Source organism: Alteromonas sp. 76-1 (genome assembly GCF_900654235.1).
Taxonomy (GTDB): Bacteria; Pseudomonadota; Gammaproteobacteria; order Enterobacterales; family Alteromonadaceae; genus Alteromonas; species Alteromonas naphthalenivorans.
Window position 1 is genome coordinate 683037 of sequence record NZ_LR136958.1, and the last position, 21060, is coordinate 704096.

At 44.1% G+C, this 21060-nt stretch carries 13 protein-coding genes; 2 read left to right on the top strand and 11 right to left on the bottom strand.

What is annotated here, in order from left to right:
* Window positions 1–71: 71 nt before the first annotated feature.
* The 6 genes from ALT761_RS02920 to rapA all read right to left on the bottom strand — a co-directional run bounded on the left by ALT761_RS02920 (window position 72) and on the right by rapA (window position 9041).
* Window positions 72–2258 carry a hybrid sensor histidine kinase/response regulator gene (locus ALT761_RS02920; protein ID WP_129736344.1) on the bottom strand — a complete coding sequence of 729 codons (2187 nt, stop codon included), beginning with the start codon at window positions 2256–2258 and terminating at the stop codon, window positions 72–74.
* Window positions 2259–2502: 244 nt separating this feature from the next.
* Window positions 2503–3840, bottom strand: coding sequence for an AmpG family muropeptide MFS transporter (locus tag ALT761_RS02925; protein WP_232043520.1), 1338 nt, complete (start codon window positions 3838–3840; stop codon window positions 2503–2505).
* Window positions 3841–3958: 118 nt separating this feature from the next.
* Window positions 3959–4282, bottom strand: a complete 324-nt coding sequence (locus ALT761_RS20910; RefSeq protein WP_013785507.1) for a hypothetical protein — start codon at window positions 4280–4282, stop codon at window positions 3959–3961.
* A 136-nt stretch (window positions 4283–4418) separates the two neighbouring features.
* Window positions 4419–5285 (bottom strand): DUF3530 family protein, encoded by an 867-nt coding sequence (locus ALT761_RS02935; protein ID WP_129736350.1) that lies wholly within the window; start codon window positions 5283–5285, stop codon window positions 4419–4421.
* A gap of 127 nt (window positions 5286–5412) precedes the next feature.
* On the bottom strand, window positions 5413–6213 hold the full coding sequence (locus ALT761_RS02940) for a pseudouridine synthase (protein WP_129736353.1): 801 nt from the start codon (window positions 6211–6213) through the stop codon (window positions 5413–5415).
* Window positions 6213–9041 carry an RNA polymerase-associated protein RapA gene (rapA, locus tag ALT761_RS02945; RefSeq protein WP_129736356.1) on the bottom strand — a complete coding sequence of 943 codons (2829 nt, stop codon included), beginning with the start codon at window positions 9039–9041 and terminating at the stop codon, window positions 6213–6215. The genes ALT761_RS02940 and rapA overlap by 1 nt, the downstream gene beginning before the upstream one ends.
* A gap of 372 nt (window positions 9042–9413) precedes the next feature.
* Here rapA and ALT761_RS02950 point away from each other — a divergent pair, with 372 nt between their 5' ends.
* Window positions 9414–10811: a PhoH family protein gene (locus tag ALT761_RS02950; protein ID WP_129736360.1), complete on the top strand. Its 1398-nt coding sequence runs from the start codon at window positions 9414–9416 to the stop codon at window positions 10809–10811.
* 80 nt (window positions 10812–10891) lie between these two features.
* Here the strand turns inward: ALT761_RS02950 and ALT761_RS02955 are convergent, their stop codons facing one another.
* The 3 genes from ALT761_RS02955 to ALT761_RS02965 form a co-directional block, all read right to left on the bottom strand.
* Window positions 10892–11941 (bottom strand): hypothetical protein, encoded by a 1050-nt coding sequence (locus tag ALT761_RS02955; RefSeq protein WP_232043522.1) that lies wholly within the window; start codon window positions 11939–11941, stop codon window positions 10892–10894.
* 134 nt (window positions 11942–12075) lie between these two features.
* Window positions 12076–13461: a siroheme synthase CysG gene (cysG, locus tag ALT761_RS02960; RefSeq protein WP_129736362.1), complete on the bottom strand. Its 1386-nt coding sequence runs from the start codon at window positions 13459–13461 to the stop codon at window positions 12076–12078.
* Between the two features lie 125 nt (window positions 13462–13586).
* Window positions 13587–15353: a DEAD/DEAH box helicase gene (locus ALT761_RS02965; protein ID WP_129736365.1), complete on the bottom strand. Its 1767-nt coding sequence runs from the start codon at window positions 15351–15353 to the stop codon at window positions 13587–13589.
* A gap of 216 nt (window positions 15354–15569) precedes the next feature.
* Here ALT761_RS02965 and prsT point away from each other — a divergent pair, with 216 nt between their 5' ends.
* Window positions 15570–18347: an XrtA/PEP-CTERM system TPR-repeat protein PrsT gene (gene prsT, locus ALT761_RS02970; RefSeq protein ID WP_129736368.1), complete on the top strand. Its 2778-nt coding sequence runs from the start codon at window positions 15570–15572 to the stop codon at window positions 18345–18347.
* A 137-nt stretch (window positions 18348–18484) separates the two neighbouring features.
* On the opposite strand, the gene ALT761_RS02975 is transcribed toward prsT, so the two are convergent.
* Both ALT761_RS02975 and tolC read right to left on the bottom strand, forming a co-directional pair.
* Window positions 18485–19330 carry an ion transporter gene (locus ALT761_RS02975; protein WP_129736371.1) on the bottom strand — a complete coding sequence of 282 codons (846 nt, stop codon included), beginning with the start codon at window positions 19328–19330 and terminating at the stop codon, window positions 18485–18487.
* A gap of 267 nt (window positions 19331–19597) precedes the next feature.
* Entirely contained in the window at window positions 19598–20965 is a 1368-nt protein-coding gene (gene tolC, locus ALT761_RS02980) for an outer membrane channel protein TolC (protein WP_129736374.1), read from the bottom strand.
* Window positions 20966–21060 lie beyond the last annotated feature (95 nt).

Sequence of the window (21060 nt, forward strand, 5' to 3'; positions counted from 1 at the left end):
CATCGTCGTTTTCGGTAGTATAAAACAGAGTTGGTGCTGCGCTTATTACACACTAACTCTGCGTCTACGCTCTATAACTTTAGCAGCGTCAATCCTAGCGTATTCTTCAACTCTTGAAAGGTAACCGGCTTAACCAAGTGGTAGCGAATACCTGCAAGCTCAGAGGCCTTTCTATCGTCTTTATGTGCGTTAGCCGTAATAGCAACAATAGGAATATTCGGCTTTTTCTCTTTAATGATTTTTGCCACTTCTAAACCGCTTATATCAGGTAAATTAATATCTAGCAAAATAGCGTCGTAAGACTCTTCACGAGCCTGAATAATGGCGTCATTACCATTGGTGACAGTCTTTGGCGAGTGGCCCATGCATATCAGCATGTTTTCTAGCATTTGTGCATTGATAAGTTCATCTTCTACCACCAGAATTTTGGCATGATTCACTGCTTGATAGGCGGACTTGCTCGGTTGCGCCAAATGGTGAAGGGTATCCACAATACGGTTCTTATCAACAGGTTTAACAAAAGACTGCCATATATCTAATTGGCTATTTGCAATCACATTGGCAATATCCGGTGTTGCCGATAACACCACAATGGGGGGCGTACGTTTTCCATAAATAGCATGAAGTGTTCGAGTAAGCTCTAAGCCATCGATACCCGGCATGTAAAGATCGGCGAAAATGGCAGTGTATTGTAGTAGCTCATCATGCAGACTTAGTAGGTCTGAGCCTGAAGCAAAACAACGGGCGGAAAATCCTTCGCCCGTAATAATATTTTGAATATGCAGTCGAGAAATTTCTAAATCATCAACGATAGCGAAGCGCGCATTGCTAGTGCTAGTTTTGGGTGATTCGGTATCTTGTAAAGGCGCAATGGGTATAGTGGCAACAAATTCAGTGCCAATGCCTTCTTGGCTAGTAAATGAAAGGCTGCCACCGAGTTGATTAATACTTTTTTGTACCACGGTGAGCCCGATACCTGCACCGGGAAACCTATGATCTAGCGGCTGTTCTCCACGGAAAAATCGCTCAAAAATTTTAGGCTTTATGTCATCTGCAATGCCTAGTCCAGAGTCTTTGATTTTTATGACCAAAAACACTTTTTTGTTTTTCACCAAGGTGGTGATATTGACATCAATAATGCCGTTGGGGGTAAACTTAACGGCATTGTCTAATATGTTAGAAATCACTTTCGATAAGTTAGCGGCATCTCCTTCGATAAAATGAGGCACGCTATGATTACAATGCATCGTGAATTCGACTTTTTTCCCTCTAACTTGAACAGAGTAAGGGGAGATACATTCATCAAGTAAACTGATGAGGTCAACACGACCGATGTGCTTATCTTGCTCGCTACCAATCGATAAGATATCGAGCAGATTATTGGTTAAATTCAACAGTCGGTAACATGATTGCTCAGCTTGTTGAATAAGCTTTCCTTGCTGCTGTTTCATGTTAGGAATAAGTTCTAGTGCAGTAATGATGGCGCTGATCGGCCCTCTAAACTCGTGGCTCATTAAGTTTAGAAAATCGCGCTTTTCATTCTCAAGTAAGACTTCGGATTCTTTATGTTTCGAAGAAACGCGCGCTTCACTCTTAGTCAAGGAAGTTCTATTTTTACTGATGGTTGAAAATACAAATAACCACAGCGCCATAAGTGAAAGCGCTAATAAGGCGGTAATCACGAATAGGCTTACCTTCAGGTTTTGAGCGCTTTGACTCAGCCGATTTAAGGTGATTTGTTCTTCAAGTCGAATATCCCTGATGATTGGCGAAAGCTGAAGCGGGGGGGATAGATAATCCGCTACTTCACTAGGGGGTAAATCAATAATGGTGCGTAGTAAATTCAGGGTGACTTTAACCTGCTCGGGAAGGATAAGTGAGATGCTTCTTTGTTGCTCTTTGATATAGTCTTCGAGACTAAGCGCTTGGGTATTAAAGTCATTAAAATGCGCATCGTCAATTAAAAAAGCATGTTGAAAGTGGTACTTTGCTTCAACGGCAAGGGGCATTAATTCCCTTTGGATAGTGGCTGTTTCGTCAGAAGATTTTGGCTTAGCAAGTGTCTCTATATGATGTTCTATTTCAATGAGTGCATGATGAAGTGAGTTGCTCGCATTTAACGATTGCGACAACGTGTAATGGGTGTGTAAAAAGTGGTATAGGTAAGCAAAAAAACACAATATGACTACGGCAAACCCGGTAGCGATGTATAAATTCCAATGCTTTTCTTCGTAAACTGGTACTTCATTCTTGCTCATAGCGACTCCATGCTACTACGCCTACTTTTGGCATTTTCTTGGTTATTTCTTTGCCGTTACTGGCTTTTCACTTAACCATCGGGCTTGAACCAAGCCAACTTCTACTGCGTTTTAATCGGCTATCTTGAAGCCAAGTAAGCTTATTTTATGGCTAGTTTAGACCATTACCTTGCGAACCTAATGCCTCGTTATTGCTTATATGCACGGTAGTTTAACTTTAGATGGGAATTGAGTTATTGCAACGTTATTGCTTAGAAGTTTTAGATTTTTCCAAATGCGTAATTTTATGGCGAATATTGTGTAGGAACAGCAGGCTAGGAATAACCATCAGTGCGGTAATAACAAAGAACTGGCTCCAGTTACCATCAAGGAAATCAACCACGAATCCACTACTAGAGGCCACTAAGGTTCTTCCCGCTACGCTCAACGATGCCATAAGCGCATATTGAGTGGCACTGAAGGCGCGATTACACAAAAGGGAGATAAAAGCGACCATGGCCACTGTGCTCCAAGCAGCCGTAAAGCCGTCGATAATGACCGCAGCGGCCAGAAGGGTAACATCAGGCCCGGTAGTGGCAATAAGTGAGAACATAAGGTTGGAAGCCGCCATAGCAATGCCGGCAGTCATTAACCCCTTGTAAATGCCGTAGCGAATGTTAACTAGCCCACCTATCAGAGAAAAGATAATGGTTACCCACCAGTTGAGCAGCTTTGAGTAAGTGCCGATATCGCTATTTGAAAAACCAATTTCTTTGTAAAAAACGATACTCATTCTTCCTAAGAAGGCTTCTCCTATTTTAAACAAGAATATAAACAGTAAAAACGACAAAGCGAGTTTTACGCCATTGCGTGAGAAAAACTCAGAAAAGGGGGCCACTAAGGTTTGTTTAAACCAAAGCGCTATTTTAGAAGACGCTTCGCCTGTATTACTGTGTGCTGGGTTCGCTACCGCTTGGCTACGCAATAGGTCCCGATCTATGTCTGGCTCTTTGGCAAACACCGTGCTGACCATAAGTACAAGCATAAACAGGGCGAGTAAACCGTAAATGTCAGGCCAGTACCAGCTGCTATTGTCCGCAATAAAAAACGGAATGGCGCCAAGTCCACCATAGCCCGTCCACCATCCTGCGGTGGCAACGGAAGATGCAGCAGACAAACCATCATTGTCATTTTCTTCAATAACATCAATTCGATAGCCATCTATCGCAATATCTTGAGTAGAAGAAAAAATGGCGATGAGTAAACCCACCAATGCCAAATAAAACAAGTGACTATTGGCTGATAATTGTGTCATTAACGCACAACACAGGGCTATGCCGCCTTGCATGATGAAAATCCAGCCTCGACGCTGGCCAAGAAAGCGAGGTTTTACGCGGTCAATTAAAGGAGACCAAAGAAAATTGAATGAATAGACCGCAAAGATAGCACCAAACAAGCCAATAGCTGACCGAGATAAGCCTTCATCTTTCAGCCAGGCCGACAGCACTGAGCCGATCATAATCCATGGAAAACCACTGGTAATGCCAAATAGAAATATACTGAGGTAACGACGGTCGTGATAAGTTTTGAGAGAGTCTAACAAATGCGTTCCATGGCCAAAGCGTGATCCATTCATATTGAGCCATGATCACGCTTGAGTTTCAATGAAAACGAGCAATAAAGGGTTGAATCACTGATAAATTAATGAATAACGAAAGCCGCTAGGGGCGGATACCTACACAGTCGATGGGGCAGTGCCCTTTACCTTCTAAGAACAATACACAGTTCATTAACTCATCGACGAGATATTTATCTGAACGTAACTTATCTTCTTGCCAAAAATGGACTTGATGGAGCAAATGCCAAAAGACCCGTTCCTTATAGGTGTAAGGTTGGGTAAATGTGTACTCTATCTGGCCCCATTCTTCCATACTATCCCAAAAGAATAGTTCGATCTCCTCGACCGGAAGCTCTCCTTGCCAAAATGACCTCAGATAAAAACACAGCTGCTTGGCCTTTTTGTTTACGAATGTTTGAACAGTCATAGACACACAGCCGCCGTTATTAAAGATTAAAATGAATTATAGTTCAGAACACCCAGTGATACCTCGTGAAACCCAAGGCAAATAAGATAGGTTACTGTTTTAAGCTATAAATTAGACTAGTTGGTTTAGATCCTAATTACCAGCCTAAATGTTGAGCCCATCCAAGAACGCTGCCAGCAATAAACTGAATTTTAGTGCTATTTTCATTGTCCATTAGACCAAAGGCTGAATTTTGAATGGATAGAGACTGCTGTCTGTAGTGCAGTTTGAGGGAAGTGGTGGCAAGTTGTTTTCGTTTCGTTTGGGTTTGCGACGCCCACGTATTGGTGTCGTTAATTGACAAGTCTAACACCGGAAATTCCGTTCCGGCAATAAATTCAGGTACACCGCGGTTTATGTCGGCATTCGGCCAAAAGGGGGTGATGGCGACCAAAGTGTCTGGTGAAGGAATAATGCCTTTAGAACCTAAATCTAGTAACTGCGCTGCTTGCATGCCATAGGCAATGTTCATTCTAAAGCCCTGATGACTTTCAAGGTGAGTGTTTAGCGCATTAACTAATATGGTTAAGTGTTGGCTGGACGACACGTAACTTTGTCGTTGAAGTCGACTGTCAGTTTTCGGGTGAATGGCTTCATCGACGGGAAGCTCAGGGTCTTCTTCTAGCGTGAATGAAACTGGGCTAACCACCGCATGCCACCCTTTGGCATTAAGTAAGCTGGCTAAATGACGTGCATCCCCTATGGAAAGACCGCTAGGCGAGGCATCAGCTAAAATAATGGCGGCGCCGCGTGAAATAGGTAATGCTGAGGGGCTCTCAAAAATAGGCACGCGGATTTCCCCAGCCATTACATAAGTAATGTCATCGGGTAAAAAAGCGTGGGTAATATCCTCATACAAGCTTTGCCCTTGCGCATAAGGCACAGAACACAGCAAAAAAGATAATAAGCTGCAACCCACCACAAGAAAACGAGATAAACGTAACATGGCGTACCAATAAAGCATTCAACATTCTTATTATCGGCCAAACCTGTGAAAACTTCAGTTCGAACCAAGAGTATTTTAGTGCTTTATGAGTCAACCGCTTATGAAAAAATGGGTGTAGCAGGTTACTAATTAGCGCCCGTAAGTCTTAATCTATAGACAGTGGAGCGGGGGTGTAGTGGGCATAAGCAGTGAACGGAATAGGCGTTTGAAACGTTAACCAATCTTGCGATGCAGGATGTGCAAAGCTCAAGCTTTCTGCATGCAGCTGCAATCGTTCAGCCATACCTAGCGCTTCATCATGGGCATAAAGCCTATCGCCTAAGATAGGGTGACCTAACTCAAGCATATGGACGCGAAGTTGGTGAGAGCGCCCTGTAACTGGGTATAAAGCTACTAGGGTTTCGTTTTCCTCGCCCGCCACGGTGCTAATGGGGGAGTTAACGCCAGGGCTAGTGCCGAAGCTAGTATCATTTTTTGAACTAACCACTTGATGTGATTCGTCAGACGTTACCTCTACCACTTCATAATGGGTCAGGGCTTTTTTGCCGCGCTCATAATCCACCATTTGCTTCGGGCGATTAGGCCAATCACAAATAAGGGGTAAGTTCACTTCCCCTTGGTTGCTTTTAACCTTGCCAAAAACTCGGGCGAAATAGCGCTTCTTGGTTTGGCGTAATTCAAATTGCTTTGAAATATGCCGATGGCTTTCTTTGTTTAGCGCCATCACCATAATGCCCGATGTTGCCATATCAAGCCTATGTACCACAGTGGCCGTAGGAAACACGGTATTTACTCTGCTTATAAGCGAGTCTTTATGTTCTTCTGCTTTACCGGGCACACTTAATAAGCCACTGGGCTTATTCGCTACCAAGATGTCATCATCTTGGTAGAGAATAGTTAAATAAGGCTGTAGCGGCGGGTTATATACAAATGCAGGATTAGCCATTAAGGATTGTTCACCACTAAACGTAATGCATCAAACTGTACGTCCGCGCCTTGTATTACTTTGTCTAAGGCACTCATTTGGTTTTCAATAAATTCAATTTCACTGTCACGTACTGACGGGTTACGCTTTTGCAAATCGACTAAACGCTGAATTTCACTGTTTAGCGTTTTATGCATGTCTTGCAGTGCATCATGCAGTTTTTGATTCGCTTGTTGATGTGCCAGTTTACGGCTGTTTTCAATTGCTAAAGTAAGCGGTTGATGCAGTGCTTTTATCAGCTGGTGCGAAATTTTTCGGTTTACCTTACGCTTCACGTCAAAGGTTAAATCTACCTGGTTGCCTTGCGCATCTAAACAAATGCGCAGTGGCGTTTGCGGTAAAAAGCGGCCAAGTTGCAACGCTTTAGGGGCGTTAGCATCTAATACAAATAACGCCTCTAACCAGTAAGCGCCTTTGGGTAAGCCAGGGTCGGCAATAAAACCAATGCTGCTCTTACCATGCACATCACTAAGCACTAAATCGATAGCGGTATGTACAAGAGGGTGATCCCAACTTAAGAATTGAACATTTTCCAAGGTGGTAGCCACGCGGCGTTTATAGGTTACCGTCATGCCTTCAGGATCGAGACCTGGTAATTGACTAACCATAGATTCGGTTGGCATTAGAATAAAGCAATCGCTGCCTTTTTCTTCTTGCTGAACACCAATAGCATCAAATAGTCGGCCCATAAAGCGAGACAAATCTTGCGAGTTATCAAGCAATATGATGTCTTCAAGTAACTGTTCAACACGGCCTTCACCCGATGCATTAAGCTCTAATAAACGGTCACGACCCGCTTCTAGCTGTGCTACTAGCTGGCTATTTAATGTGGTACTTAAGTTGATAAGTTCATCACGGGTATGAAGGTCGTGTGGGTGCAAACACGCGCCAATCAACAAGGTTTTTACGTCGTCAAACACGCCTGATCCAGTAGGGCAGGTTTTCTCAAACGCATTCAACCCTTCATGATACCAATCCACCAACACGTGCTGAGCCGTGTTTTTCAAATAAGGTACATGAATTTCAACGGTTTGAGTTTGACCGATACGATCTAGGCGACCAATTCGCTGCTCTAGTAAATCTGGTGTAACGGGTAAATCGAACAACACCAAGTGATGGGCAAACTGGAAGTTACGACCTTCACTGCCAATTTCACTACACAGCAATATTTGCGCGCCGTCTTCTTCGTCTGAAAAATAGTGAGCCGCTTTATCTCGCTCAACAATGCTCATGCCTTCGTGGAATACGCTATGACGAACACCGGTTTGAGTGCGAATGACTTCACCAAGTTCTTGTGCGGTACGTGCACTGGCACAAATCAGTAATATCTTTTCGGGTTTTACCGATTGCATAAAATCAAGCAACCAGCCTACGCGAGGATCTTCATCCATCCAGCTATTCACTACACTAGGCATACGCTCAGGGTATAATGCATGGGTTAAATCACCACCGGTTACCGCACTTTCATAAGCCTCTGGCAGTTCAAGTTGGTAGCCAAGTAGTACACGGTCAGGGAAGCCTTCAATGTTGGCTCTGCGGTTTCTAAACAGCATTCTGCCCGTGCCGTGGCAATCGATAAGCTGATGCACCAGCTCTCTGCGTGCTTCAGGCTGTGCTAAATCACCTGCATTTTCCATCACATCCGGGGCGAAGTCGGTTAGCTTAGTGCGCTGTTTTTCGTCCGGTGTGGTGTCTGAAAGCAAAGGGGCTACTGCGTCTGCAAGCTGACTGTAACGCGACTCTTCGGTTAAAAAGGCTTCGTAGCTATGGAAGCGGGCAGGGTCGAGTAAACGCAAGCGAGCAAAGTGGCTTTCATGGCCTAGCTGGTCAGGGGTAGCAGTAAGCAGCAATACCCCTGGGGTTTCATTGGCTAACGCTTCTACGCAAGTGTACTCAGCAGAGGGCGCATCGGCAGACCACGCAAGGTGATGGGCTTCATCAACCACCATTAAATCCCACGATGCCGCTTGAATTTGTTGCTGACGCTTTTCGCTCTGACTTAAAAAATCGATGCTACATAGCACTAACTGATCGTTATCAAAGGGGTTAGTTTCACCGTCATCATCTAAGGCTTCGCATCGACTTTCGTCAAAAATAGCGAAAGGCAGGTTAATTCTGCGTAGCATTTCAACCAGCCACTGATGCACCAATGAATCTGGCACTAAAATTAGCACTCGCTGCGCACGACCGGTACGAAGCTGCTGATGAATAATAAGTGCAGCTTCAATGGTTTTACCTAAGCCAACTTCATCGGCAAGTAAAACACGCGGTGCATGACGGCTACCCACTTCAGAGGCAATGTGTAGCTGGTGGGGAATAAGGGAAATACGTGCGCCGGCTAAACCAAGTGTGCTAGAGCGTAAATAATCGTATTGGTGATTTAGTGCGTTTAGGCGCAAGTCGAACCACTTAGGGTGGTCGAGTTGTTCGCTGAACAATCGCCTTTCAGGTTGGTTTAATCGAATGTGGTGATCAAGTAAGGTTTCAGAAAGACGAACTTGTGCTTTGGTGTCTTCGCGAATGCCGAAATAAATGCAAACGCCCTGACTTTCTTCAATTTCAGAGATAGTCATTTGCCAGCCGTCTTGGCTTTTCACGGTTTCGCCAATATCGAATACCAAACGGGTCAATGGTGCGTCTTGCTTTGTATACATTCGCGCTTCTCCCGTGGCAGGGAAAAACAACTCAACTGAGCGAAAATCAACACTAATAACAGCGCCTAAACCTAATTCGGTTTCAGAATTACTTAACCAACGCTGACCAATGGAAAACGGATTTCCTGAACTCATAAATCACCAACCTTTTTTGCGGGGGCGGTATTGTACGCATTGTGTATTAATAAGTCATTAATACTAGCCCATTTGCGCGTTTTAATCTTGGGTTGAACAGTGTGGTTGGAGGAGGAGAGTAGGTACACAAGAAAAAATATTTAGCAGAAAAACAGTGCTAATAATGAAAATCTGGATTATGGTGGATTTAGCGCTTGTGATTGTTTGTTGGGCAAGCGTGTGAAGTGGCGGTGTTTAGGTTACTGCCACTTTTCGGTCGACGCGACAAGGAGTGGAAGTCCTGTTCGAGCGACAACTTCTCCTCCTTCAGCGGAACTGTTCCTAGCACGCTAATTTGTTGTGTGTGCCTGGCCTTATTTACCGGAGTAAAGGATGCCAAGAAAAAATTCCACTGATACAAAAATATACGTCCTCGATACCAATATTCTGCTGCACGAACCTCACGCATTTCTCTCCTTTAAAGAACACGATGTCGTTGTACCAATGACCGTGCTTGAAGAACTAGATTACATCAAAGACAGTAAGAAAGACGTTGCCCGAGATGCGCGAGTATCTATTCGTGCAATGGAAGACTTACTGCACGATGCGTCACCTGAAAATATGGTGGCCGGTGTGTCTATGGTTGGAATGGGCGCAGGTGAAACAGCGCCGACAGGTTCTTTGTCTATTTATACTGATTTGAGCATGGCGCAATCGCAGCAAGTGTTCACCAGTAATGAGAACGACAACCGCATCATTAATGTGGCGTTGCATTTACAAAAAGCGAATGCACCGCAACAAGTGGTGTTAGTCACTAAAGACCTCAACATGCGTCTTAAAGCGAAAGGCGCAGGTCTTGCGCATGTTGAAGATTATCGCACCGACCAACTTATTAGTGATATTAAATATCTCTCTCGGGGTTTCCATCGCTTTGAGGGCAACTTCTGGGACAAGGTGAAAAGTGTAGACAGTCGCACTGAAGGTCGCGATACCATTCATACCATTCCCAAAGCCATGCTGCCAGAAGCTTACATAAACGAGTTTTTACTCGATGAAAGCAACGAGTTTGCTGGACTGGTTGAAGCTATTAACGGCGACTCTCTTGAGGTGCTTGATTTAGGCTATGAGCGCTTAATGGGCCGTCATGCGTGGGGAATAACGCCAAAGAATATTGGTCAAGCCATGGCGCTTCATGCGCTACTCGACCCACACATCGACTTAGTGATCCTTACCGGTCCTGCCGGTAGCGGTAAAACCCTATTGGCCCTAGCCGCCGCCCTTGAAATGGTGGTAGAGCGCAACATGTACGATAAGATAATCGTAACACGTAGCACCCCAGAAATAGCTGAGTCGATTGGTTTCTTACCGGGAACCGAAGAAGAGAAAATGTTGCCATGGTTAGCAGCCATTACTGATTCGTTAGAAGTGCTGCATAAACACGATGAAAACGTGAAAGGCTCTATGAACTACATCATGGAAAAAGCCAACATTCAGTATAAGTCGGTTAACTTTATGCGGGGGCGAAGCATTCAAAACTCAATTGTTATTTTAGATGAATCGCAGAATTTAACGGCATCACAGCTTAAAACCATTATCACCCGATGCGGTGAAGGTACTAAGATTATTGTGGGCGGAAACTTGGCCCAAATAGACAGTAATTACTTAAGCGCTGTGACTTCAGGACTAACCTACTTAGTAGAGAAGTTTAAAGACTTCTCGGGCAGTGCAACCTTAAACTTAGATGGTGTAGTAAGAAGCCGCTTAGCCAGCTTTGCGGAAGAGAATCTTTAGTTTTTACGTGTAAGCAAATCAGTAACACTAAAATAAGACTAAGCGTGTTCGTGGCTCAAGCTGCGAATGCGCTTTTTGTTTTAGTCAATTTTCTCCACTTGATAACGGCCGGTAGAGATGTAGCGTTTCGTGTCATCTGAAATATCGCCAAAGGGGATAAGGGCTGGGCCTGTTGGGTCAAACAGTACATAAGTCTCACCCTCAACCTCTAATTTCTCGTCTTCAGGAACGGCATTGATAGCTACCCCTAATAACGCATGATGGGGAAGAAAAACCATAACGATGTTGGTGGAAGGAAGAAAGGCACGTACCAGCGCGCCAGTTAAAACCGCCTTACTGTCGCAGTCCCCCCTATTTTGCATCAGTAACCCTAGTGGAGGCGCAAACCCAGAACCATTACTGGCAACTCTGTCTTCAAGGGAATCATAAGGAATACTTTGTACCCAGCTAGTCATCAATTGTAAGTAAGCACGGTTATTTTCAATTCGATCTACTTTGTCGTAAAACGCTTCCGAGATAGGTCTAAGTGATTCAAACGTTTGTGCAACATAACGAAGGTGATCAGGCTTTACCGCTTGCTGGTTAAAAAGCGTGGTGAACCGAGTGTAATAGTGTTTATCAAGATAGTCAGTATAAGCGGTACGCTGCACACTTTTTAACTGAGATAATATCTGGTCAGCTTTATTTGGTTTTGTTGATGTAACCTTAATATTAATAGCGTCGTTTTCATTGGAAACAGACACCACTGCTTCACGTGGGTCGACCTTCTTAGCCTCTTTAAGTAGCGATACGGTAACGTAACGTTGGGCTATTTCGGGTTTATAGTTGGCCTGTGTGGTAGGCGCGACCTTTAATGCACTATTGGGCAAAGAGAATGCAATGGATTGCTCAATACCTTCACTATCTAACCATCGATATTTAAACTGTATATCATCAGTCGAGACGGTTTTGTTGAAAGAGAGTTGAGCAGCGTAAGTGGCGATAGGGGCAAAGCAAAGAAGAAGCGCAAAACTAAGTGGCAAGGCAGTCGAAAGCACTAGCGACTTAGATAGTCGAGTTGGCAAACCTGTGACATACAAGGCCGTTTGCTGACAAAGACGACTTATTTGCCCCATACTTATTTGCCCCATAAATGTAACCTTCGTTTTGGTGTGACGACCAATGTGCTGCTGACAATATGCCGCGTAGCTGATTAATTCAGTATGCGTTCGCAGGCATAAATTGCAACAAATTAGTTAAAACCACGCCTGCTTACTAGCGCAAACTAGTCACCGAACCAATTCAGCTGTTTATGTAAACTTACCACAGTACCCACAATGATTAACGTTGGTGGCTTTAATGCTGATGTAGCAGGGTTTTGCGTAATATCGCTAAGTGTGCCTGTCACCACTACTTGGTTTTCGGTGGTAGCCGACTGAATAAGGGCAATTGGCGTATCTGGTGTAAGACCGTTTTCGATTAACTTTTCACAGATAATGGGTAAGCCCGTTAACCCCATATAAAATACAATCGTTTGGTTTTTATGTGCTAACGACTGCCAATTCAAATCAATCGTACCGTCTTTTAAGTGGCCTGTAGCAAACACCACTGATTGCGCATGATCTCTATGGGTTAGAGGAATGCCTGCATAGCTTGATGCGCCATTAGCCGCGGTAATGCCAGGTACAACTTGAAACTCTATTCCATGTTGAATAAGCGTTTGAATTTCTTCGCCGCCACGGCCAAAAATAAACGGGTCTCCGCCTTTTAAGCGCACAACCCGATTGCCTTTTTTCGCTTCATCAACCATCAACTGGTTTATGTCATCTTGCGGCAAGCTATGATTGCTCTTCGCTTTACCAACGTAAATCTTTTCAGCATCGCGGCGAACGAGTTCTAAAATCTGTGGCGACACCAATCTATCGTAAACCACCACATCGGCTTTTTGCATTAGGCGCAATGCGCGAAAGGTTAATAAATCAGGATCGCCAGGGCCTGCGCCAACTAAATAAACCTGACCTTGAACTTGGTTATTTTCAGCCGCTGCCGTTAGCGCAGTCTCAAACGCCGCATCGGCTTTACTGTCTTGGCCTTTTTCAACCATTTCAGCTATATCGCCGTCTAACACGTCTTCCCAGAAATATCGCCTAGCAGTAACACCATTTAAAGATTGCTTTACTTTTTCTCTGAATTTTTCAGAGAAGGCACCTAGTTTACTTAAATTAGCAGGCAGCACGGTTTCCAGTTTTTGACGCAAGTACCGCAATAACACCGGGGCTACGCCGCCACTGCTCATAGCAATAATAATAGGGGAACGGTCTACAATAGAAGGGGTGATGAATTGGCAAAGTGGCGTGTTATCAACCACATTGACGAGCACTTTTTGTTCGCGCGCTAAATCGTGAATAGCTTGGTTGGTTTCAGATTTATCAGTGGCGATAAAAACCATGTCTTTATCGGTTAAATCGCTGTCGATAAACTCCCGTTCAATAAGGGTTACTTTCTCGTTTTTAGCCAAACGTTTTACGGTTTCGCAAGCCCAAGGCGCCACCACAGTAATGTGGGCAGGGGTTTTCATGATGAGCTCAAGTTTGCGGGCAGCGACTTCTCCAGCGCCAACAATTAAACAGCGAAGAGAGCGAGCATCTAAAAATAGGGGAAAGTAATCCATTGAGGTGCACATAAAAAAAAAGAACTAACGCTATTTTGCGCTAATTCTTTTTATTTATAAACAACGAAATCAGCCTTTATATTCACTAATGTTATATAAAGGCGAAATGTTCTTGTTTTTCGTTCTTACGACTTGCGACGTGCGCGATTATCGCGGCTGCGGTTTTCACCACGGTTGTCGCCTCGCTCACGCTTTGCCGGTGGTGTGTCTGACCATTCGCGAATAGACAAACGTTGACCCGCTACGCGAGTACCTTGAAGCTTGTCTTTAGTCTCTTTTGGCATGCCTTCAGGCAAATCAACAGTACTGAAGTTATCATAAATTTCAATAGCACCAATGTGCTTAGAATCCATGTTACCTTCGTTTGCGATAGCACCAACGATATTACCCGGCTTAGCACCGTGAGTATGACCTACGTCAATACGGAAGCGTTGCATACCTGCTTCTGGCTTACGACCAGTGCGAGGTGCTCTAGGCTTACGTTCACGACCGTCACGTCCACCATCTCTGCGGTCGCCACGAGGCTCACGGCTGTCACGAGGTGGTTTGCTGTGAAGATCAGGGCGGTCGCTTTCTTTAAGGATAAGCGGCTCATCACCTTGTGCAATCTTAAGCAATGCTGCCATTAGCACTTCAGGAGAAGCTTCAGCTTCTTCTTTAATCATCTCAACTAATGGAATAAGTGTTTCAATGCTGTCATCTTGCGTAGCTTCAATAACAGATTGCTTGAAACGGCTTAAACGGGTTTCGTTGATTTCACTAATTGAAGGAATTGGCATTACTTCAATTGGCTGCTTAGTCGTTTTCTCGATAGAGAAAAGCATACGCTTTTCACGATGTGAGATGAAAAGTATTGCATCACCAGTACGACCTGCACGGCCTGTACGACCAATACGGTGAACATAAGATTCACTATCGTAAGGTACGTCGTAGTTGATAACGTGGCTAACACGTTCAACATCAAGACCACGTGCAACAACATCAGTTGCTACCAAGATATCAATGTTACCTTGCTTAAGTTTATCAACAGTACGCTCACGAGCGTTCTGAGGAATATCACCATTTAGCGGTTCAACATCGTATCCACGTGCAGAAAGTTTATCAGCAAGTTCAACAGTCGCTGTTTTAGTACGCACGAAAATAATCATGCCGTCAAAACGCTCTACTTCCATGATTCGCGTCAGTGCCTCAAGCTTATGATGAGGTGCTACTTGGCAGTAACGTTGACGAATAGTACTTGCAGTACTTACCTTAGAAGCAATTTTTACGTGCTTAGGATCTTTAAGGTAACGCTGAGTAATTTTCTTAATTGGACCAGGCATAGTTGCCGAGAACAACGCCGTTTGGCGTTCAGCTGGCGCGTGGCTCAAAATAAGCTCAACGTCATCAATAAAGCCCATGCGTAGCATTTCGTCGGCTTCATCAAGTACGAGGAATTTAAGTTCACTTAAATCCAACGTTTTACGTTTGATATGGTCGATAACACGACCTGGTGTACCTACCACAACTTGAACGCCGCGCTTAAGCTGGCGAATTTGGTTGTCGTAAGATTGACCGCCGTAAACAGGCAGTACTTTAATTTTATGGCTGAAACTAGCGTACACTTGGAACGCTTCTGCTACCTGAATCGCTAATTCGCGAGTAGGTGCTAGTACCAGTAATTGCGGCTTACGTTGCTCAGGATCGATATTTGCCAACATTGGAAGGGCAAACGCTGCGGTTTTTCCTGTCCCTGTCTGGGCCTGACCGAGTAAGTCGTGACCTTCAAGCAGTAATGGAATACTCTCGGCTTGAATAGGTGACGGTTTCTCGTAGCCAACTTTTTCAAGGGCTTGTAAGATAGGTTCTGGTAGTTTTAGATCTTTAAATGTCATGTCGACAGTTGTTGTCATTAAGGGTCCTGATGCTTTAAGTAAGGAGGGTGCGGCATACTGTAGGACGCCTTCAAACGTCGGAGTGTGCTCGCGGTATTGCAAAAAACGTTATTATATTCGAATAATGGTCAGGTTGCCACGAAATTGCACAATAATGACGAAAAAATGCACAATTGATAGTGTAAACTTCGGGTATACCTCGAAATTCAAATGATGTAGGGCAAAGGAACGACAATGAATAAGAAATACCCACAGCAGATTTTTAAGCGATCTTCTATCGCAGTTCTTCTTTTGAGCAGCCTTTTAGCAGGATGCGGTGATAAATCGATAGACGCTCATCTAGAAGACGCTCGCGCTTATGCTCAGAATCAAAATAACGCTGCTGCAATTGTTGAATATAAAAATGCCATTCAGATGGACCCCAATGCAGCGGTACCTCGTTTTGAGTTAGGTAAATTATACCTTCAAAATGATAATTATGTCTCAGCAGAAAAAGAATTAAACAAAGCGTTAGAGCTAGGACACCCGGCCAGTGAAGTGATTCCCTTACTCTCAGTTGCCTATCAACAATCGGGAGCAGAAAACGCGTTAGGAGAAGTGGATTATCGTGCAGAGGGCATGACCGCCGTAGAATCTGCCGAAGTCGGTTTCTATAAGCTCCAAGCCTTAGTACAGTTAGAGAAATTGGCAGAGGCTGAAGCGCTACTAGATGATTTACTAACCCTCGATACGCAGTCTGTATATAAGGGGTTAATTGAAAGCTATCAATATGTACTTGCCGAAGACTATACACAGGCACTGACTGCTACAGAAGCACTCCGAGAGCAAGCGCCAAGCAACAAAGATGTTTTACTACAGCTTGCCCGCCTTTACTTGTTAGAGCAAAAGCAAGCAGAAGCCATTGGTGTTTACGAAGATTACACCAAAGCCTACCCTAAAGACGTGACCAGTAAATTCGCCTACGCTGCTTTGCTAATAGAGCAACGCGATTTAGCACGTGCTGAGCCAGTGGTGGATGAACTATTAACGCTGAATGAAGCCCATCCATTGCTTAATACGTTTAAAGGCATAATTGAATCAGCGAATGGTAATCATGCAAAAGCGTTAGCGCATTTGGAAACAGCAGTACAAAACGGTCGTAACGATCAAGTGGTGCGATTGGTTGCCGGTTTCAGCGCGTATCAAATTCAAGATTTTGAAGCGGCCCAACGACATCTTACTATGGTGGCGTCACGGTTACCTGAAAATCACCCAGGCTTAAGAATGCTGGCAGACAGCATGTTGCAACTGGGCGAAAATGACGAAGCCCTTGCTGTATTAAACCGAGTAGAAGGCGACGCGACCACAGACGCAGCGTTATTCTCAAAAGCGGGGTATCAATTACTTCGTGAAGGTAACGTGGTTGGTGCTAAACAAATGGTTGAAAAAACCGAAGCGGTAGTGGATACCTCACCAGAAGATCTCGCTCGTTTAGGTGTGTTACAACTCTCGTTAAACGATGTGGCCGGTTTGGTTAACATTGAAGAAGCCGTTCAGCGGGCGCCAGAATCTGCCGCCTCTCAAAACACTTTGCTGCGCGCATACATCGCTACTGGCGAGCTAGAAAAAGCCAAAGTTGCTGCCAGTGAATGGCGTGAGCAAGCGGCAAGTGATGCACTGCCTTTGGTGTACTTAGCTAGCATTGCTATTGTTGAGGAAGACTTTACTACCGCCACTGACTTATTAAATAGCGCTGAAAAGTTAGAGGGTGCCGATAAAGAAGTGGCTTATGCCAAAGTGAAGTTACTGATTGCGCAAAAGCAGTTTGCTGACGCTATTACGCTTGTGAAGTCTCATATAAAAGATAACCCTTCGGACGTGCAAGCGTTGACCATGTGGTACGCCCTAGAAGCGCGAGAAAAAAATGAAGCAGTAGTGGTTGATTACTTAGAGAAGCAACTTGCTAAAGAATCAGCCGATATAAACTTGCGTTTATTATTGGCGCGTATTTATTCGCGAATGGGCGAAGTAGCCAAGAATAATAGCTTGTTAGCCTCTGTTGAAGGTGATGAAAGCACCCCAATCGCGTTTTGGAATTTAAAAGGTCAGGGCCTAATTCGTGAAAACGAAGTTGAAAAAGCCAAAGCCTTGTTCGAACGTTGGATTGAATTTTATCCGCAAGATAAAAATGCGGTATTGGGCATGCTGCTTATCCTTGATTCTCAGAATAACTACCGCGACGGTTTAGCGCTTACTGAAAAAGTATTAGCGAAACGTCCAGATGCCCAGATTAGTCTTTTAAAAGCGTATTTCCACGCCATGATGGGGCAAAGTAAACCAGCATGGGAGATTATCAATAGTACCTCTGATGAGGTGCAAGCACTGCCATTCGTTCGCGGTATTCTTGCAAGACTGTATGTTATCGATAAGCAACCAGAAGAAGCATTGGAGCATGCAGAGGTGGCTTATGAAGCTACGCCAAACTCGGACATGGCCTTGCTAATGGTTGCCATTCTTGAAATGACAGGTAAACAAGCCGAAGCCTTTTCATTTCTTGAAAAGCATGTGCAGAACACGCCAAGCGATGTGCGCAGTGCCATGCTATTAGCCGAACGCCAAATTGCTAGCGATAAACAAACAGCTATAGCGACCTATGAAACTATTTTGACTAAAATCCCTGATAATTTTGTGGTGTTGAATAACTTAGCGTTTTTAAGTTTTCAAAATGGAAACCTAGATAAAGCGGAAACCATGGCGAAAAAGGCCGTATCTTTACAACCTGAAAATGCAGACTCTGTAGATACGCTAGCGCAAATACTGATTGCCAAAGGCGATAAAGAAGCTGCGCTTAAGCTGTATTCAGATATTGCAACTCGACCTATTTTAAATGATGAGGTTTACCTTAATCACGTAGAGCTGTTATTGCAGATGGATAAAAGTGCGTTAGCTAAGCGACGCCTAGCAAGCAGAGAGTTTGAAAAAGAAGTATCACTTGAGCGTATAGAAACGCTTAAAACGCGCTACGGATTATAAAGGGTGTTTGGCACCTTAAAAGCTAGTAGCCAAACTGACCGCTAAATAGGTTACTAAACCGATAGCTAAGTTAATACAAACGAAAAAAGCGCCTAGGTGATATCTTCCCTTGGCGCTTTTTTATTGGCTGTTCGTTATTACTGTTCGTTATTTTTTGAGTTTGGTTCTTCGAGTTTGGCCTTAATCGCCGTGAGCTCTGCCATTACGTCTTGTAATGTAGGTTCGCTGTGGCCTTCAGCTTCTAATTCCGCTCTTAGCAGCGCTTCTTTTTCTTCCCTGGCTTTTTCGTTTTCACGCTCCATCACGTTCACCACAATACCAATCACCATGTTCAAAAAGGCGAATGCAGTAAAGAAGATAAAGGTTAAGTAGTACACCCAGCTAAGCGGATAAACCTCCATGGTTTCGTACATAACATCGGTCCAATCTTCAAATGTCATCACCCTAAATAGGGTAAGCAATGAGATGGTAATGTCGCCCCAAAGCGTTGGGTTGATATCGCCAAACAACGTGCTGCCAACTGCGGCGTATATGTAGAAAATGATAAACATGAGCAACATTACGTAGCCCAGTTGAGGCAAAGCTTTTACCAGTGACACTAAGAGTATGCGAAGTTCAGGAATGATAGAGATCATCCGCAATACCCTAAATACCCTAACTAATCGTGCTATCAACGCAAGTTCAGTATCATCGGCGGGTATAAGGCTGATAATAACTATGACGGTATCGAAAACATTCCAGAAACTTTTGAAAAAGTCTCGCTTTCGGCGTTCACCTAAAAAGCGAATAGTAATTTCAGTTAAGAAAAATGCGCTGATAAACCAATCTAGTAGTAGGGTAACACTGCCAAACCCAGCAGGCAGTTCATAGGTTTTGGCGCCAACTAATAACGCTGAAATGACGATAACGCTAACCACGAAGGCTTCAAACCATTTATTGGCGCGAATACGTTCAAATCGACTTTGTAACTCAGAAGCTTGCATGTTTTTCTTTGCTCACATTACAAACAAATAAGCGCTGCCAATCACTTAAGATAAATAGGCTTATTTAGGGATAGTAAAAAAGGGGCAACATCATGGACGATGCATTGTGCTTGTTGCAAGTAAAATTGTATTACCGGCATATTACCGGCTTAACGTGCCTGACATTATCTTTAAATATTACATCATTTACAAAGAAGGCGGCTAATGCCGCCTTTTTTTATGACACTGGTTTATCGCCAGGTATTATTCAATTTATATTGCCGATGATTATTCAGCGTCTTCCATTGGCTTTAAGCCACGGTTGATAATAGCCACATCTTCGCCGGTTAAGGTACCAGCAGCTTGCTTCAGCGTAACAACCGACTGAATAAAGTCGTAGCGCGCGCCAGATAAGTTATTGCGTGCATCAAACAAATTACGGGTGCTATCAAGTACATCCACAATAGTACGCGTTCCTACATCAAATCCCGCTTCAGTTGCTTTTAACGCACTGTTTGCAGAAACCACAGACTGTTCAAGGGCGCGAATGGTAGATATTGACGCTTTTACGTTATTAAACGAGCTGCGAATAGACTGAACCGTTTCACGGTACGTTTGTTCAGCCGCTTGGCTGGCAGAAACGTAAAGGTATTTCGCTTGGTCAGTTTGCGAGCTTACACGGTGGCCAGAGTAAATCGGTACTGACACTGACAGGCCAATTGACTGGCTATCAAGGTAAGGCGTTTCGTACTGAATAACTTGCGAGTCTACGTCATTTTTCGAGCGGCCAAGGCTTGCCGATAAATCAAGGGTCGGTAAGTGACCTGAACGAGCAGCCGCGATATCTTCTTTAGCAATATCCATCGCTAAACGGTCAACCAACAATGCTAAGTTTTTATCTTGCGCTGTTTCTAACCAGTTATCGACTTTTGCAGGCACTGGCATAGTGGCAGAGAAGGTTTCTTTATCTAAGCCAAACAAACGGTCGTGGTATTTGCCGGTGATCACACGTAACGCTTCAAGGGCAAATTCTAGCTGGTTTTCAGCCTGAATCTCTTGGGCCACTGTGCTGTCATAATTAGCTTGTGCTTCGTGAACATCGGTAATAGCAGTTAGACCAACTTCAAAGCGCTGACGGGTTTGTTCTAACTGGCGTTCAATGGCACGTTTTTCTGCATTAACAAATTCAACGCTATCACGTGCACGCAATACATCAAAATAAGCAGTAACTGTTCGTACAATTAGGTCTTGCATACTAGCGGCTAATTGCGCATCGCTTTGTTCTGCCACTTTTTCGGCACGATCTAAGCCAACCCAGTTTGCGTGGTCGTACAGCGACATAGACAACGAAATACCGTAATCGATATTGTCATTGTCTGTTTCAAAGGTGACTACTTGTAAATCTTCTGCGTTAGTACCTAATGTTTGTGCACTCTCTGTGGTAGAGGTGGTGTACGACATAGACCCAGAGATTTGAGGAAGAAGGTTTGCACGACTAATGCTGATCCCTTCAAATGCAGCATCACGCTGCGCTTTCGCTTGATTTACCAAAGGGTCATTGGCGAGTGCTTGTTGATACACTTGCGTCAGATCATCGGCAAGGGCACCGGTTGTTACTGAGAAACCGATTGCCAGCGACAGAAGTTTTCGATTCATGCTTACGTCTTCCTGTTATGTCTAGATGAGTCTAAGTGACTGCTAATAATTATAAATAATATGTGAAGTGTATAAATTTTATTCGCAAACCGAAA